We start from the raw sequence: 13,887 nt of genomic DNA on the forward strand, positions 1-13,887 counted from the left end.
TAATTCTTTTGAACCTGTGGGATAATCTTCGAAGAAATTAAATTCCCTGCAAATCAGCTTAGATCCGTGGGATTAAAGGAAGTACTTGAAGTATCTAAACCAAGAATCATAGTTTTACTTGTAATTACTGCAGTGACCTCGATGTATGCTGCAAGCATATTGATCGCACACAAACCTCTTGACAATGTGGTACTCTTTCACTTGATAGTGGCAGGTGCGCTTTCATCTGCAGGTTCTAGCGCTCTGAATCATTTCTATGACAGAGACATTGATCCACTGATGAAACGTACGAGCACAAGACCTATCCCATCTGGAAGGATGGCAGCTCGTAGTGTACTTGTCTATGGTCTTGCAGTTAGTTGTATTTCAGTGGTTTATGCTTGGTTTACACTAAATCCTGTATCTACATTCTTTATTGCGCTTGGAATATTTTTCTATGTGATCATCTATACTGTCTGGCTTAAACGAAATAATTGGTCAAACATTGTAATTGGTGGTTTTGCTGGAAGCTGTGCATCCATGGCAGGCTGGGCTGCAGCAACTGGTTCCATGGATATTCTTGGGGCATTGGTTGGCATGCTGGTCTTTGTATGGACACCTTCTCATTTCTGGTGTCTTGCAATGAAAATACGAGACGATTATGCAGAGGCAAAGGTCCCGATGCTTCCAGTATTGATTGGAATGCAAAAGACCTCCAAGTACATTCTGCTCAACACTGCAATACTGCTACCCTACTCTATTGCACTTGTTGCATTTGGATTGGGATATGTGTATCTGGGTGTTGCATTGGTATCTGGCGGTCTTATGCTGGTTTATCATTACAAGCTTACCAAGACTCCCACCTCGGATTTTGCATGGAAAGCGTACAAGGTTACTGCGCCATATCTTACAATAATATTTGTAGGAATTGCACTTGATGCGGCATTTCACTTTCCAGTGATAAAATAACTATTCTTGAATCTCTTCTTCTTGTCCAACACCTGGAAATCCTGATTCATATTCTTTTTCCAAGTTTTCCATGTTCTGTTTTTCTATCTCATCTTCATCTTCTTCCTTTTCAGATATCTCTATTCTACGCTCATCTTTTGTTAGCCACGTTACTTTGATCAAGCCATAGATCTCTAGGTTGAGGAGAGTCTTGTTAAACTCGTCTTCTGGAATTGAGATGCCCGCCTTGATGAGGGATTTTGATAGCTCTGAATCGGTAAGAGATCCTGCAATCTTGATCTTTTCATATATTGTATTTCGTAGTGGGATGGCCATATCTATCCGTAAAATGCCTTGTCCATTGGTTTTGGTAATGCGTATGATATATTATCTTTAACTGTAGAGTACCAATCTTCAACTCCTTTTGTAATTGATGGCTTGACGTTTTTGAGTGCGGCAGAAAAGTCAGTACTAGTTATTTTTTGACTATTGTTTCGCATGGTATTTACTGCAGCTTCCCTACATACTGCAACAAGATCTGCTCCACTGTATCCTTTTGTTGCTACTGCAATCTCTTTCAAGTTAATGTCACCTGAAAGTGGCATCTGTTTTGTTAATAGTTTGATTATCTCAAATCGACCCTTTTCATCTGGCGGTGGAACGAAGATCATTAGATCCAGTCTGCCCGGTCGTATTAATGATGGGTCGATAAGATCTGGTCTGTTTGAAATTCCTAGTACTACAACTCTTGACGCTCCTCCATCTTCCATCTCTGTAAGAAGCTGACTTAGCAGCCTCTCTCCAATCCCGCCCTCTTCATTTGATTTGAAACGGGCAAGTGAGTCAAGCTCATCAAATATTATTATACATGGTGATGATGTCTTTGCTTTCCTGAAAATTTCTCTTATTGCTTTTTCTGATTCTCCGACCCATTTTGACAGTATCTCTGGTCCTCTTACGAGTATCATGTTTGCACCACTCTCTGTTGCAAGAGCCCGTGCAAGTAACGTCTTTCCACATCCTGATGGACCGTACAATAATGCGCCCTTTGGAGGTTTGATTCCCATCTTTTGGAATTTGACTGGTTCTTTTATTGCAGTGATCAAGTTATCTTCTAGAGTTCTTTTTGCATCATCCAGTCCCCCAACTTCCTTCCACCATACTTTTGGACTCTCAACATAGAATTCGCGCATGGCAGTTGGCACGATTTCATGCATTGCATCGTAAAAGTCCGGTAATGTTATCCTCATCTTTTCTAATACATCTGGCGCTATCTTTTCATTCTCGTTCTCAATCTCTGGTAAGAATGTCCTGAGGGCTTTCATTGCAGCTTCTCTGCATAATGATTTGATGTCCGCACCTGTATATCCGTGTAATTCTGCAGCAAGTGTTTTGAGGTCTACATCTTGAAGTGGCATGCCGCGTGTGTGGATGTGTAGTATCTCAAGCCTACCGTCTGCATTTGGTACTGTGATCTCAATCTCTCTGTCAAACCTACCTGGTCTTCGCAAAGCAGGGTCTACACTTTCCGGTCTGTTTGTTGCACCAAGAACTATTACATTTCCTCTGTCGTTCAGACCGTCCATCAAGGCTAATAACTGAGCCACTACTCTCTTTTCCACATCTCCATATGCTTCCTCTCTTTTTGGGGCGATTGCATCAATTTCATCAATGAATATCACACTTGGTGAATTTTCTCTTGCCTCTTTGAAAATATCTCGTAATCTTGCCTCTGTCTCTCCATAATACTTGTTCATTATCTCTGGACCGTTAATTGAGTAAAAGTTTGCCTCTGATTCACTTGCTAATACTTTTGCAATCAATGTCTTTCCACATCCTGGAGGGCCGTACAGCAATATTCCACTGTGTGGCTCTACATTGAGTCTTGTGAAAACTTCGGGGTGTTTTAATGGCAGTTCTACAATTTCCCGCATTCTTTTAGTCTGTGTCTTAAGGCCACCTATTTCATCAAATGTAACTCTGACTTTTTTATCAATGGATGTCTCAGTAAGTATAGTAACCGAAGTACTTCGTTCTATTTTTACAACAGCTTTTGGAGAGATCTTGTGAATTTTGAAATCCATCGAATTTCCAAGAATCATTACTGATATCTCATCACCTTCAGAAAGTGGTAAACCACGTAGTCTGTTTTTTACAAAATCTGTAAACTCCTTGTCAACTGTAACATTTCCGTTTACCGGCATTAAAGTTACAGTCTTGGCAGGCTTGGCTGTTACCTTTTTCACATTTACCAAGTCGTTGATTCCAACTCCTGCATTTTTTCTTGTTTGACCATCTATTCGAATGACATCTGGTGTCTTGTTGTCGTCATCTGCAGGCCATACTACTGCACAACTTGATCTTTTACCCATGATTTCAACCATGTCGCCTGCTTCTACTTTTAAAAATTCCATTGCCTCTGGTTCAATTCTGGCTCGTCTTTTTCCAACGTCTCTTTGTTTTGCTTCGCCGACCCGCATTTGTAGCAGTTCGTCTTTTTTTACCAAGTTGATACCTACTTCATATCAACAGATGTTCTGCTCAAGCCTAGTACTTCGAATTCTCCAACTCCTTCAATTGAACGTACTACGTTTTCAAGAGAATCCATTTGACCTTCCTTGTCGTCTAGGGCAAACTCTGCATTAATGAAATAGAGGCCAAAAGCAAGCGGCTCTTTTGTATATTTTGAAAGTATAATACCCTCCTTTAATGATACGGTGATCTTTTTTGCAATGTCGTCTAGATTTATTTCAGTTCCTGTTGGGAGAATTTTTGCTCTAAGTGAAAGTCGCGCCAATTTCTAAGGTCCTTCAAATGTGCATGAATTGCATTTGTATGGTCTTGCTGCTTCTCTACAACTCTCACATCTCCAGAGTAATACCGAGCCACAACTTGGGCAATTGAATTTTACACACTTATCGTTAGGCATTATTGGTCTGTGACAAGAACTGCAGACAGGTAATGCTATTGTTGATGACATGATTAAAACTCGATTTCTACTGAATTTATACCTTGCTTATCAATTTTGACTCAGCTCAGCAATCTTCTCAATTCATTTCCAAGAATTGCTTGTACCGCCTTGACCGATCCTCTTACGCCAAGTATTTTGGCAACCGATGTAGTATGAAAATCAAAACTTCCTTCCTTTGAGATTTCATCAAGCATCTTTGGTGTTATCGAGTCAAATATTGAGTCAATTGTTTTGTTGTCCATTCTCTCAAGTAAAGAGCGCGCAAGAAGCATATTCTCAAACTCCTTGCCGAATTTTTTGTTCCATTCTCTTTGATATTCTGCCAGTTCTGACTTGTTTCCAGATTCCAAGAACTTGGAAATTGCATTGCCTGCAAATATGCCGCCAATTCCTGATGAATAGATTCCTCCAGCAGTTGTGGGCTTGGCTTGTCCTGCCGCATCACCTATTGTGATAACATTTCCTGTAACAAACTCTTTGATTGGCCCCTTGATCCAAATTGGGGCAAATATTTTTCTAATGGTGGAATGTTTTCCTTTTTTCTTGAGAAATTCCTCGATTACTTGTGCTGGATTAATTCCTCTTCCTGCTACTCCTATTTTTGCCTCATCTCTTCTAGTAGGTATGACCCATGCAAAAAATCCGGGATATCTTTCTTGATCTAAATAGACCTCGATTCTTTCCTTGTCTATCCAGTCTGCAAATATCTCGTACTGTGCTGACTGGAGAGTGCCAGTTCGGTCTTTTTGAACAAGAGATGTCACACCTCTTGCATCTACAACAAATTTGCACTTGATCTCGCCATCCGATGTTCGAACTCCTTCCTTTGTAATCTCTCGCAGTGATGTTCTTACTCTAATTTCAGCTCCCTTGACCTGAGCTTGGTGCGCAATCTGCTTGTCGAATTCTCGTCTATCCAAGACTATTACTTGTTGCTGCCTTGCATCAATTGTAAACTCTTTTCCAGATGGTGATACTATTTTTGCAGAGCGTACCTTGTTGTCAAGTGTGGCCCTCATTGGTATGATGCCCAAGTCGTCTATTGCAGAGATGCTGACTACTCCACCACAGTGTTCAGGTGTTCCCAGCTCAGAGTCTTCTTCTATTACTAGGACTCGATGGTTCTTACTTGCAATCTCTCTGGCACATAGTAATCCTGCAACACTTCCGCCTGCTATGACTACATCATAATCCATGTTTCTTATTTTTTGTACATACACTATTAATTCAATACGGATTTGAAAAAACTCGGTTTTATTTTATGGTGAGAAAAAATGGGTTAGTGGCTATGACCGCAACCACAAGAGTCATGACTTGCTGCGGCTTCATGATGGCCCTTGTCTGAACACTTGGAACATTTGTCTGAACCAGTGGCAGAAAAGAATCCAATTCCGCATGATACGCATTTCATACCTGGCATGTATCTAGTAAAATAATACCGTTATTTATGGATATAATATGAAAATCAAACAAGCCTTTTTTGTTAAACACGCTGTTCAAAAGTTTAACATGCCCTAATGTAATTCAAAATCAGTATGGGTACAATCAAGCAAGTAATTGTTGTAAGAAAAGATTTAGGGATGGGTACTGGAAAGATTGCTGCACAAGTAGGTCACGCATGTGTTTTGGGAGCAGAGCATGTGAGAAAATCAAAAAGAGAATGGTTTGATCAGTGGGAAAGATACGGACAAGAAAAAGTTGTTGTTAAAGTATCTAGCATGTCAGAGCTTGAAAAAATAAAACGTGATGCGATATCACATGATCTGCCTTGGTCTGAGGTCACTGATGCAGGTCATACTCAGATAGAACCTGGGACTGTGACATGCATATCGATAGGTCCTGCTCCAGAAGAAATGATTGATAAAGTCACAAAGGATCTAAAACTTCTCTAATCTGCTATATTTTGTGCTCTCTGTCTTTTACCTTTACATCATATGTTGCAGTGATATTGTCTCCTACCTTTGCATTGTTGCAAGGAATGCCACGTATGTCAAAACCATCACTTGTTTCTACAGTGCATTTGCCGCCTCCTTCTAAATATACAACTCTGGCTTTTTCTGTAACCATGGATGGAATCAAATTCCAAAATGGGAATACGATGGTTGACATTATCACTATGGCCGCAATGATTGATCCATATGCTAGGAGCTTCTCATTCATGTCTTTGATCGAATTACTCCGTTATTTAGAATTATTGAGTCTGTGCGAATATAGCACCATTTAGACACGTGCAACTTGCTATGCATGACAATCTTAGAAATATTATTATTCATATAATTACCGATCAAGCATATGTTTGTAGTTTCAGCAGAAATTCAAATCAAAAAGGGCTCAGAAGACGAGTTCAAAAACTGGATATCTGAATCTAATGTCGAGCTCTCAAAATTTGATGGCTTTGTAAGAAGACGACTGTTGGAAACACGTAGTGGCAAGCATGTGATTCTGGTGGAGTTTGAAAACCAGGCAAAGTTTGAAGCAATGCACAAAACACAAGAACATTTCAGAATTCAATCCAAGGGTCATTCTTTGATGGATGTGCTGCCCAAGCCAACGTTTTATGAAGTAGTGTCTCAGTAGACAGAAATTTTTCTAGACTTACAAATAAAGTCTCTTTTACAAATGGTTCAGAAACGTGTAGGAAAGGTCTTTGTGTGTGACAAGGGAGGTAAACTTTTGGGAGTAGTAAGCAAAACAGACATTATAGAACTGGCAAGTGAGAGGCAAAAATATCTTCAAACTCTAAAGAAAACTAGCAGATCTACTACAACATAGCAAATTCATATCATCAGTTCTCGTAATCATGTGATCCAGTACACTAATGCCCTGAAATTCTTGATATTTAGAAACATTTTGATGTCTATCATGAGTATTTTTATACACTACTCTAGAATTTGCATGGCAAGATTCTGAAGTCTTTGCAGTCTTTGGTATGATATTTTAGTTTCACGGGATAACATATTCAGATCTGACTTTATCAAATCTTTGATCAACATCATGTTGTTTCTTGATAAAGACTCGAACTCAACCTGTTTAACCCTAAAATTGTTACTGGATATAGGCCCTTTTCTTCAATCATGCTTTCAAGGCCTTTGCTTGGTGGGTATCTCCAAGAAATTATCTGCTGGCCTATGTACTTTGCGTATGTTATGGCGTCATCTGATAATTTGGTTTGCATACTAGCATTTCCTGATCATACTTGTCATCTAGATCTAAGAATCTAGTGTGTGTGTACAATGATTCTTTGAGACCTGTGTATATTCCAGACATGTTATTATACTTGCATTCAATTATGTATTTTTCGCCAGTGGAAATGATCTCTGTAACTAGATCAATTTCATGCTTTACACATTTACCGTGCTCTATTGTTCTTGTAAAGAGAACATTGTGACCATAATCTCGGAGTATTTCACCAACATAATTTTCAAAGCTATATCCGGCAGGTCCCATCCTCATGATCGATTCTTTGAGTTTGTACTTGTGATGCGTTACCTTGCTTGCATCTTCAATTTTGAGTGCTTCTAGAACCATTTTGTAAATTTCAGATGTTTTCATACATTCCTTCACTTTTTGACCTATATTCTCTGCTACTGTTATTGGAAACATCTCTAGAAGTTTTGTATTGTTGTCTTTTATTGTGCCAGTATCATACCTACGGTGGCAATATTTCATTCAAATGTGTCTGCTTTGTTTATGTAGTGTCTCATGTATACAATGAATTTCTGATATGAATATGTTATTTAATATCTGATCACGTGTCACAAATAATGTATCTTCATGTGGTTGTTATGCACTGCCTCAAATTGGGTAACATGACCGCAGTGTACACATGAAAAAAATTGATCCGTTGGCTGTGCAGGCTGTATCTCCAGCTTAAAGTCATCTATTGCCACTACTGAAATCAAGTTTTTATTCTGAATTATGGCAAAATGTTTCTCAATTGACAATGAGTCCAGGAAATTTCTGATTGCCTTTATGACTCTTGAAGCATCTACATCATCATTATTGATGGAATCTAGTACAAATTCTCGTATCTTCAGTGCAGGTACTGCTCCAACTTGCTCCGATGTGTATACAGCAAGGGGAGACTTTAGGGATGGTATGTCTCTACAGTTTACTGTGATCATACCTAGTCCAGTTGACCATGATATTTTAGTTTAACAATACGCTTGGTAAATATATCTCACATCACATCTCACAAGAATTTGTTCATGATAATAATCTGCACAGGATCTAGGTTAGTAAGATTTACATAAATACTTTGAACCAAGTATGTTGTGGGTACAATTTATGAAAACGCGGCAAACGATTTTCTAGAACTTGCAAGCGAACAAAGACTCAAGATAATATTCAAACTGCTGGAACAAAAATCAAAAATTTCAAACATGGCAAAGGAATTGCATGCCACTGTGCAAGAGGTGCATCGAAACTTTGAACGCCTTTCAAATGCCGGACTTATCATGAAAGACAAAGATGGATACTATGATCTAACTACTTATGGAAAGACAATGTGTACTCAAGTACCTTCACTACTATTTTTATCAAGAAACCGGAAATATTTTGAAACCCATGACTTTGGAGACATTCCTATGAAATTCATACAACGAATTGGTGCTCTTGCTGGAGGGCAACAGATCAAGGGATTTGTTAATGTGTTGGAACAATGGAAGCTTGTGTACAAGAATGCGGATGAATACATCTACGAGTTATTCACCGAGGTTCCCCTGGATCTAATAGAACCATTGCTTGCAAGAGTAAAACGTGGCACTACATTCAACTACATATTTTCTAATACCGTGATTGTGCCCAAGGGCAGAAAAGAGCTGTTAAACAAGCTGGATATGAAGGCCTTACTTGACAAGGGATTGGTTGAAAGAAAAATGAAAGAGGATGTCAAGGTAGTTGTTGTGTTAAATGAAAAAGAGGCATGTGTATTGTTTCCAACTCTTGATGGGGACGCAGACATGAGGGAAATGTTCTATAGCAAAGATCAGCTGTTTCACGAGTGGTGTCTTGATTATTTCAGGTATTGCTGGTATAATTCAGGACCATTCCAAGAGAACAAGATTTCAGAGTAAATCGTTATAGATTTAATCTCTTACTGGTATCGAGCTTTATTGTACGAATCTAGCTTGCAGTATATTCGATGTGTCAAATGTGGATGGTCTTTGGAAATGGAGGTATTTGAAAAGAAAACCGAGATTGTGGAAGGATTACTTTCTTGCACATCTTGTACTGGTATATATCCCATAATCTTGTCAATCCCAATTCTAGTTGAAGATCTTTCATCTTTTTTCTCTATTAGGACAAAACTTGGGGGCTATCTTTTACTTAATGTAAAAAATTCGAAAGTAAAATCCTTGATAAAAAAATCACTACAAAACATAAAAAAAGTTGGAGATGATACAACAGATTTAGAAAAGAACTGGACAAAAATTTACAAGAAAAGCAGATATTCGATATTTGAGAAAAAAATAAAAAACATTGTCCAGAAACTACCAAAGTGTAGTCTTGTACTGGAACATGGTTGTTCTATTGGCACAATGTCTGATATTATGGCAAAACATCATGGCATTGTATTTGGAATTGATAAATCCTTTTTTGCGTTGTTGGAAGCAAAGAAACACAAGGTAAAAAATATGGACTTTTTCCTAGCAGATTCTTTGTCAGGACCTTTTGGTTCCATGAAATTTGATCTTGTTGTATCCCTGAATATTTTAGAACTGGTTGAACCATTGAAGTTTTTAAAAATTGTTGGGATTCAATCTAAGCGATTTTTACTCTTGTCTGATCCTTATGATTATGATGGGAGAAAAAATTCTGTTAAAACTAGGCTAGATGAAAAAACACTGCGCGCAAATATACGACAGATGGGATTCAAGTTAATTCTCGGTACTGGCAAGCCAAGTTTTATTTCGTGGAAATTAAGCGTAAATTCACGCCTTGAATTGATGTACAAAGTAGATCTAGTTCTTGCAGCTATCGAACAAACAAGGGTGAATTGAACAAAAATGATTCATTGTTAATAATGATCAAAAATGGGTTTGTTGATTCTATAGGTTTTAACTCACTACAGTGTTAGTCTTCTGCATTGGCGGCAAGTGACTTTTTGAGAGCGAACATCTTGGATTTGAATTAGTATTCATGCACGTGTAGGACTGTCAATTGGTGAAATGTTTGGAGGAAAAACACCAAATGTTAATAATTTTACAAGGTGGGCTGATGAACATGTTGTATGTAATGGTTCACATTATGTGTATTTTGGACCCATTTCTTAATTGGTGTAAAAATATTCACCATACTCATCATCACAAATTCTTCGTTTCACTTAAATAATAATTAAAAAAAATGTGATCATTGAAAATTAATGCATTACTAGTTGTTACAATGTTGCTTACTAGTGCCATGATTATGCCTGTTGGTATGTCATACGCACAAAGTTATGGTGGTATGATGCAGTCATCTGGTAATCAAACTAGCATGAATCAGACTATGACAATGCATACTAACTCTACCAGCACAAATGCAACCATGATTATGCATGATAATGCAACTATAACCATGTCTACCAACACTACAAGTGCAATTATCACTCCGGTGACTAACTCTACAACTTCCCAGTCTAATTATACCAAGTCTGCTCAACAAATATCTGATTTTATCCACTCTGCAGTTGCAGACTTTAAACAACAGGGTGCTGAAACTCTTAAAGTTATACTGGACTGCCAGAATAGAGTTCAGGCTGCTGCTCCAGGAGATATCAATTCCATTAAACAAGATTGTTCAATACAACTTAATGCTATTACTGCAAAATATCAAGACGAGCGAACCCATTATCATGATTTGATAAAACAATACAGATCAAGCGTGATGGTTTTCTTGGCTGATGCACGGGGACTTTCTACAAGTCCGGCAGCACTTGATAATGCAATCACACATCTCGGCATGATGATGCATAATACCATGTCAAATAATACCGTGACGGGTTATATGGCCACTAGGAACAATACACATTGTGTCAATCCGCCTGGCGGACCTGCAATCTGTTAAGTTCTTCTCTGACAACTCCACAAGATATTTTACTAGTCCATAAATTTTACAAATAAAATGAAATCGATAAATTTCACACTTCTTGCCGATGAATCACTTGCAAAGGATTTTGGGAAAAAAGGTACGGCTACTGACATTACAATTTATGACAGAAAAGAATCTGGAGTTTTACGGACCTGGACTGTGCCAACCTCATTTCCAGACAAAATCCAATCATTGTTTCAGGCCATAAACATGGGCGAGTATGTAATATTTCATGTAACAAAACTCGATAAATTTACAGGCGAGCAAATAATTGCACTTGATATGCTTGGTAAAAAACAAGGAATTCTTTCGCACTCTTTTGATGTTGACAAGAACATGCTGCTTTCAATGATAAAAGGAACAGTTGTAGAGCAATACAAATTGGTAGACACTGAAAACCTAAAAAAGGAAATTGATCTGCTGGAGCCGGTTTCAAAAGATGGTAATCCGCAAATTGTAATAGATCATTGTTTTGATGTCAAAGGTGTAGGTACAGTAATTCTTGGCAAAATAGCACAGGGCAAGATCAAAGTATATGATAACCTCAAACTGTTTCCAAAAGGAACAGACATTATGATAAAATCTATCCAAATGCACGATGATACTGTGGAAGATGCAGTTTCTCCTGCAAGAGTTGGCTTGGCAGTAAAAGGCGTAGTGACAGATGATGTTCAGAGAGGTGATGTACTTTGTATGCCGAACACAATGATGATTTCCCAAGAAATTGAGGTTGATTACGTGCAAAATAAATTCTTTAAAGATAAAGTTTCTGAAAACCAAATGTTTCTTGTAAGTATTGGGTTGCAAATACGACCTGTCAAAATTGTCTCTCTGAATCCTATGAAACTGTTGCTTGGTAAATCTGCGGTATATGAAAAAGGAGACACGTGTGTTATTTTAAAACCTGAATCTACCTCTATTCGCATTGTGGGTAGCGGGAAAATTACAAAATAGTTTTAAATTTTTTCTCATGATGTTTTTTAAATTCACTCAAATAGATCCATTTCATAACACATTGTAAGATTTGACTCATCTTGATACTGTTGCATTTACATCATGGTCTGTTCTTACTGCTGTGTGCATGATATCTATAGGTCTAATCTATAGAAGATTTACTAGAACTGGGAAAAATGAAACACGTCCATCTTGAAAGACTAGCTGCTAAATCAACACCCGCAGACTTGAAAGTGTCTTGGTAACTAACATCTATTTTTTATTGGAATAATGTCACCTGTTCAGCTAGATACATGTGATATTATTTTCTCTCTTCCTTTGTTATCTTCCATTCTCCCTGTGAAAACCTAGAAGATTCAAATTCGATCTGGCCTATAACTCTGTCACCTTTTTTTACTACTCCATACTCATTTTTTGCAATTTTTGCCAAAAATTTTCTTGTCTTGTAGCCTCCTTCTATGACTTTGATCTTAAAACGTTTACTTGCTCTCATTGTTATCTCTCTTGCAGCCTTTGGGTCTCCAATCAACGAAAACATTTCAAACGAACCAAAGTTTTTTGTTTGAATTTGACAATTGTATAACCTTGCCTCAAATTTCCAACCCATCTTCTTTGCTTCATCATTCATCCATTCTATTGCCTGTGTTCCATATCCTATCTCTACGCCAAAAGTTTCAGAATCCATTTGATCTAATCTTGATCTAGTTGAATATAACTTGAAATAACGATCTAAATAATATTATTAGCAAGAGTCCGTTACATGTTTATGTGAAGCGTACTGCTACCGACATACGAAAAGCAATAGAATCAAACTGGAAAGAATATCTCTCGCGTTATGGCAACCTGTTTTCATCTAGTAATATTGCTGGTTCTACTCCGCCGTCTGTATTTGTTGGAGCATATGGTTATCCAAAAGTCTTGGTAGGTCCTATGCTACCTCCTGTTCATGGTGACACAATGATCCTAGACTCTCCGGAAAAATGGACAGGAAAAAGTCTCGAGGATATAGTGAATTACAGGCTAAGCTTGGTTCGTGGCATAAAACCTGTAAAAATAGATGATGTGGAGCAAAAATATATTGAAAACCTCCAAGAGATGTCCATGTCTGAACGATCAACTGACGCAGAATTGGAACTGGTAAAAAATGCGTCTCCTGTTGTCACAGTTGACCGGGATAGTCCAATTTTTGGACCAATTGGTGAGATAAAGTCTGCAAAATTTGCAAACTCGTCATCTGACAAAAACATACAGAGAACATTTTATGACAAGGATCTCTTGGCACAGGATGCAATGGTGGAACTTTACAACAGAGGCATTGAAATTTCACGAATCCAAAAATGTTTTAGCATTGGAATGTTTGGGAAAAACAGAAAGCTCGTACCAACCAGGTGGAGTATCACTGCAACAGATGATGTCATCTCAAAATCGCTCATAGAAAAAATAACTGAATATTCGATATTGGATGTTTCCTTGGTATTTTCATACAATCACTTGGGTAATTTTTTTGCAGTTGTCATGTTTCCAAGTAGGTGGATGTTTGAAATGCAAGAGGCGTGGTATGATGAACATGGAAATGTAGGATTTGGCTCTGATTTTGAAGATATTGTAGGCATGACACATTATCCAGAAACTGCTGGGGCTCACTTTGCTTCAAGACTTGCAGTGTCAGAATATCTTACAGAAAACAAAATTCAAGCAGCTGTCATGGTACTTCGTGAAATACGACCAGAATATGCAGTACCAGTGGGAGTGTGGCAAGTACGAGAAGGAATTCGTATGGCACTGAAACAAAAACCATTCGTTGTTTCCACTTTTCAAGAAGGACTAGATCTTGCTTGCAAGGGATTGAGCATTGGAAAAAAAGAATGGCTTGTACGCAGTAAACTGTATTTGGCCCAAAAACAAAAATCAATATCTGATTTTTTCTAGTTGCTAGAGTTTTTATTTAACACACTTTGGACTTA

General features: G+C 38.0%; 21 protein-coding genes. 9 read left to right on the forward strand and 12 right to left on the reverse strand.

The window, feature by feature from the left end:
- Positions 1-66 precede the first annotated feature (66 nt).
- A complete protein-coding gene (locus BQ3481_RS01965) occupies positions 67-948 on the forward strand; it encodes a heme o synthase (protein WP_157926730.1) in 882 nt (293 codons plus the stop codon).
- Here the strand turns inward: BQ3481_RS01965 and BQ3481_RS01970 are convergent, their stop codons facing one another.
- From BQ3481_RS01970 to BQ3481_RS11595, 6 genes are all read right to left on the reverse strand, one after another.
- Entirely contained in the window at positions 949-1,263 is a 315-nt protein-coding gene (locus BQ3481_RS01970) for a hypothetical protein (protein ID WP_157926731.1), read from the reverse strand.
- A 2-nt stretch (positions 1,264-1,265) separates the two neighbouring features.
- Complete coding sequence (locus BQ3481_RS01975; RefSeq protein WP_157926732.1) at positions 1,266-3,434, reverse strand: CDC48 family AAA ATPase; 2,169 nt, start codon at positions 3,432-3,434, stop codon at positions 1,266-1,268.
- Positions 3,435-3,442: 8 nt separating this feature from the next.
- On the reverse strand, positions 3,443-3,724 hold the full coding sequence (locus BQ3481_RS01980; RefSeq protein WP_157926733.1) for an elongation factor 1-beta: 282 nt from the start codon (positions 3,722-3,724) through the stop codon (positions 3,443-3,445).
- Positions 3,725-3,727: 3 nt separating this feature from the next.
- Positions 3,728-3,907, reverse strand: a complete 180-nt coding sequence (locus BQ3481_RS01985) for a zinc finger domain-containing protein (RefSeq protein WP_101010189.1) — start codon at positions 3,905-3,907, stop codon at positions 3,728-3,730.
- A 50-nt stretch (positions 3,908-3,957) separates the two neighbouring features.
- The gene (locus BQ3481_RS01990; RefSeq protein WP_157926734.1) at positions 3,958-5,094 is read right to left on the reverse strand and encodes an NAD(P)/FAD-dependent oxidoreductase; all 1,137 of its coding nucleotides are present in this window, start codon (positions 5,092-5,094) and stop codon (positions 3,958-3,960) included.
- 83 nt (positions 5,095-5,177) lie between these two features.
- Positions 5,178-5,318, reverse strand: a complete 141-nt coding sequence (locus BQ3481_RS11595; RefSeq protein WP_173848069.1) for a hypothetical protein — start codon at positions 5,316-5,318, stop codon at positions 5,178-5,180.
- Between the two features lie 115 nt (positions 5,319-5,433).
- On the opposite strand from BQ3481_RS11595, the gene pth2 reads away from it, so the two are divergent.
- Positions 5,434-5,790 (forward strand): peptidyl-tRNA hydrolase Pth2, encoded by a 357-nt coding sequence (pth2, locus tag BQ3481_RS01995; protein WP_157926735.1) that lies wholly within the window; start codon positions 5,434-5,436, stop codon positions 5,788-5,790.
- Positions 5,791-5,794: 4 nt separating this feature from the next.
- Here pth2 and BQ3481_RS02000 read toward each other — a convergent pair whose 3' ends face one another.
- Entirely contained in the window at positions 5,795-6,058 is a 264-nt protein-coding gene (locus BQ3481_RS02000) for a hypothetical protein (protein WP_157926736.1), read from the reverse strand.
- A gap of 132 nt (positions 6,059-6,190) precedes the next feature.
- Between BQ3481_RS02000 and BQ3481_RS02005 the strand changes: the two genes are divergently transcribed.
- Positions 6,191-6,475, forward strand: a complete 285-nt coding sequence (locus BQ3481_RS02005) for an antibiotic biosynthesis monooxygenase family protein (protein WP_157926737.1) — start codon at positions 6,191-6,193, stop codon at positions 6,473-6,475.
- Between the two features lie 42 nt (positions 6,476-6,517).
- Complete coding sequence (locus BQ3481_RS02010; protein WP_157926738.1) at positions 6,518-6,670, forward strand: CBS domain-containing protein; 153 nt, start codon at positions 6,518-6,520, stop codon at positions 6,668-6,670.
- A 107-nt stretch (positions 6,671-6,777) separates the two neighbouring features.
- On the opposite strand, the gene BQ3481_RS11940 is transcribed toward BQ3481_RS02010, so the two are convergent.
- The 4 genes from BQ3481_RS11940 to BQ3481_RS02025 all read right to left on the reverse strand — a co-directional run bounded on the left by BQ3481_RS11940 (position 6,778) and on the right by BQ3481_RS02025 (position 8,022).
- Positions 6,778-6,894, reverse strand: a complete 117-nt coding sequence (locus BQ3481_RS11940) for a hypothetical protein (RefSeq protein ID WP_394336728.1) — start codon at positions 6,892-6,894, stop codon at positions 6,778-6,780.
- Positions 6,891-7,073 carry a PDDEXK family nuclease gene (locus tag BQ3481_RS02015; RefSeq protein ID WP_157926739.1) on the reverse strand — a complete coding sequence of 61 codons (183 nt, stop codon included), beginning with the start codon at positions 7,071-7,073 and terminating at the stop codon, positions 6,891-6,893. The genes BQ3481_RS11940 and BQ3481_RS02015 overlap by 4 nt, the downstream gene beginning before the upstream one ends.
- Positions 7,043-7,567 carry a PDDEXK family nuclease gene (locus BQ3481_RS02020; protein ID WP_157926740.1) on the reverse strand — a complete coding sequence of 175 codons (525 nt, stop codon included), beginning with the start codon at positions 7,565-7,567 and terminating at the stop codon, positions 7,043-7,045. Before BQ3481_RS02020 ends, BQ3481_RS02015 begins: the two co-directional genes overlap by 31 nt.
- Positions 7,568-7,653: 86 nt before the next feature.
- Positions 7,654-8,022, reverse strand: a complete 369-nt coding sequence (locus tag BQ3481_RS02025; RefSeq protein WP_157926741.1) for a C2H2-type zinc finger protein — start codon at positions 8,020-8,022, stop codon at positions 7,654-7,656.
- 150 nt (positions 8,023-8,172) lie between these two features.
- On the opposite strand from BQ3481_RS02025, the gene BQ3481_RS02030 reads away from it, so the two are divergent.
- The 4 genes from BQ3481_RS02030 to BQ3481_RS02045 all read left to right on the forward strand — a co-directional run bounded on the left by BQ3481_RS02030 (position 8,173) and on the right by BQ3481_RS02045 (position 11,923).
- The gene (locus tag BQ3481_RS02030; RefSeq protein WP_157926742.1) at positions 8,173-8,973 is read left to right on the forward strand and encodes a helix-turn-helix transcriptional regulator; all 801 of its coding nucleotides are present in this window, start codon (positions 8,173-8,175) and stop codon (positions 8,971-8,973) included.
- Positions 8,974-9,069: 96 nt separating this feature from the next.
- Positions 9,070-9,900, forward strand: a complete 831-nt coding sequence (locus tag BQ3481_RS02035) for a class I SAM-dependent methyltransferase (RefSeq protein WP_231911831.1) — start codon at positions 9,070-9,072, stop codon at positions 9,898-9,900.
- 352 nt (positions 9,901-10,252) lie between these two features.
- Positions 10,253-10,945: a hypothetical protein gene (locus tag BQ3481_RS02040; protein WP_157926744.1), complete on the forward strand. Its 693-nt coding sequence runs from the start codon at positions 10,253-10,255 to the stop codon at positions 10,943-10,945.
- Between the two features lie 57 nt (positions 10,946-11,002).
- Positions 11,003-11,923: an EF-Tu/IF-2/RF-3 family GTPase gene (locus BQ3481_RS02045; protein WP_157926745.1), complete on the forward strand. Its 921-nt coding sequence runs from the start codon at positions 11,003-11,005 to the stop codon at positions 11,921-11,923.
- A 301-nt stretch (positions 11,924-12,224) separates the two neighbouring features.
- On the opposite strand, the gene BQ3481_RS02050 is transcribed toward BQ3481_RS02045, so the two are convergent.
- Entirely contained in the window at positions 12,225-12,608 is a 384-nt protein-coding gene (locus tag BQ3481_RS02050; RefSeq protein ID WP_157926746.1) for a hypothetical protein, read from the reverse strand.
- 83 nt (positions 12,609-12,691) lie between these two features.
- On the opposite strand from BQ3481_RS02050, the gene BQ3481_RS02055 reads away from it, so the two are divergent.
- Positions 12,692-13,852 carry an Nre family DNA repair protein gene (locus BQ3481_RS02055; RefSeq protein WP_157926747.1) on the forward strand — a complete coding sequence of 387 codons (1,161 nt, stop codon included), beginning with the start codon at positions 12,692-12,694 and terminating at the stop codon, positions 13,850-13,852.
- Positions 13,853-13,887: the final 35 nt, after the last annotated feature.

It is taken from the genome of Candidatus Nitrosotalea okcheonensis (genome assembly GCF_900177045.1).
In the GTDB taxonomy this organism is placed as follows: domain Archaea; phylum Thermoproteota; class Nitrososphaeria; order Nitrososphaerales; family Nitrosopumilaceae; genus Nitrosotalea; species Nitrosotalea okcheonensis.

Bases quoted from the DNA above. Each gene is read 5' to 3' on its own strand.
- BQ3481_RS01990 (WP_157926734.1), bottom strand. From the start codon at position 5,094: ATGGATTATGATGTAGTCATAGCAGGCGGAAGTGTTGCAGGATTACTA.
- BQ3481_RS11595 (WP_173848069.1), bottom strand. From the start codon at position 5,318: ATGCCAGGTATGAAATGCGTATCATGCGGAATTGGATTCTTTTCTGCC.
- BQ3481_RS02045 (WP_157926745.1), top strand. From the start codon at position 11,003: ATGAAATCGATAAATTTCACACTTCTTGCCGATGAATCACTTGCAAAG.
- BQ3481_RS02050 (WP_157926746.1), bottom strand. From the start codon at position 12,608: ATGGATTCTGAAACTTTTGGCGTAGAGATAGGATATGGAACACAGGCA.
- BQ3481_RS02025 (WP_157926741.1), bottom strand. From the start codon at position 8,022: ATGATCACAGTAAACTGTAGAGACATACCATCCCTAAAGTCTCCCCTT.
- pth2 (WP_157926735.1), top strand. From the start codon at position 5,434: ATGGGTACAATCAAGCAAGTAATTGTTGTAAGAAAAGATTTAGGGATG.
- BQ3481_RS01985 (WP_101010189.1), bottom strand. From the start codon at position 3,907: ATGTCATCAACAATAGCATTACCTGTCTGCAGTTCTTGTCACAGACCA.
- BQ3481_RS02005 (WP_157926737.1), top strand. From the start codon at position 6,191: ATGTTTGTAGTTTCAGCAGAAATTCAAATCAAAAAGGGCTCAGAAGAC.
- BQ3481_RS02010 (WP_157926738.1), top strand. From the start codon at position 6,518: ATGGTTCAGAAACGTGTAGGAAAGGTCTTTGTGTGTGACAAGGGAGGT.
- BQ3481_RS02015 (WP_157926739.1), bottom strand. From the start codon at position 7,073: ATGCAAACCAAATTATCAGATGACGCCATAACATACGCAAAGTACATA.
- BQ3481_RS01970 (WP_157926731.1), bottom strand. From the start codon at position 1,263: ATGGCCATCCCACTACGAAATACAATATATGAAAAGATCAAGATTGCA.
- BQ3481_RS11940 (WP_394336728.1), bottom strand. From the start codon at position 6,894: ATGATGTTGATCAAAGATTTGATAAAGTCAGATCTGAATATGTTATCC.
- BQ3481_RS02020 (WP_157926740.1), bottom strand. From the start codon at position 7,567: ATGAAATATTGCCACCGTAGGTATGATACTGGCACAATAAAAGACAAC.
- BQ3481_RS02035 (WP_231911831.1), top strand. From the start codon at position 9,070: ATGGAGGTATTTGAAAAGAAAACCGAGATTGTGGAAGGATTACTTTCT.
- BQ3481_RS02000 (WP_157926736.1), bottom strand. From the start codon at position 6,058: ATGAATGAGAAGCTCCTAGCATATGGATCAATCATTGCGGCCATAGTG.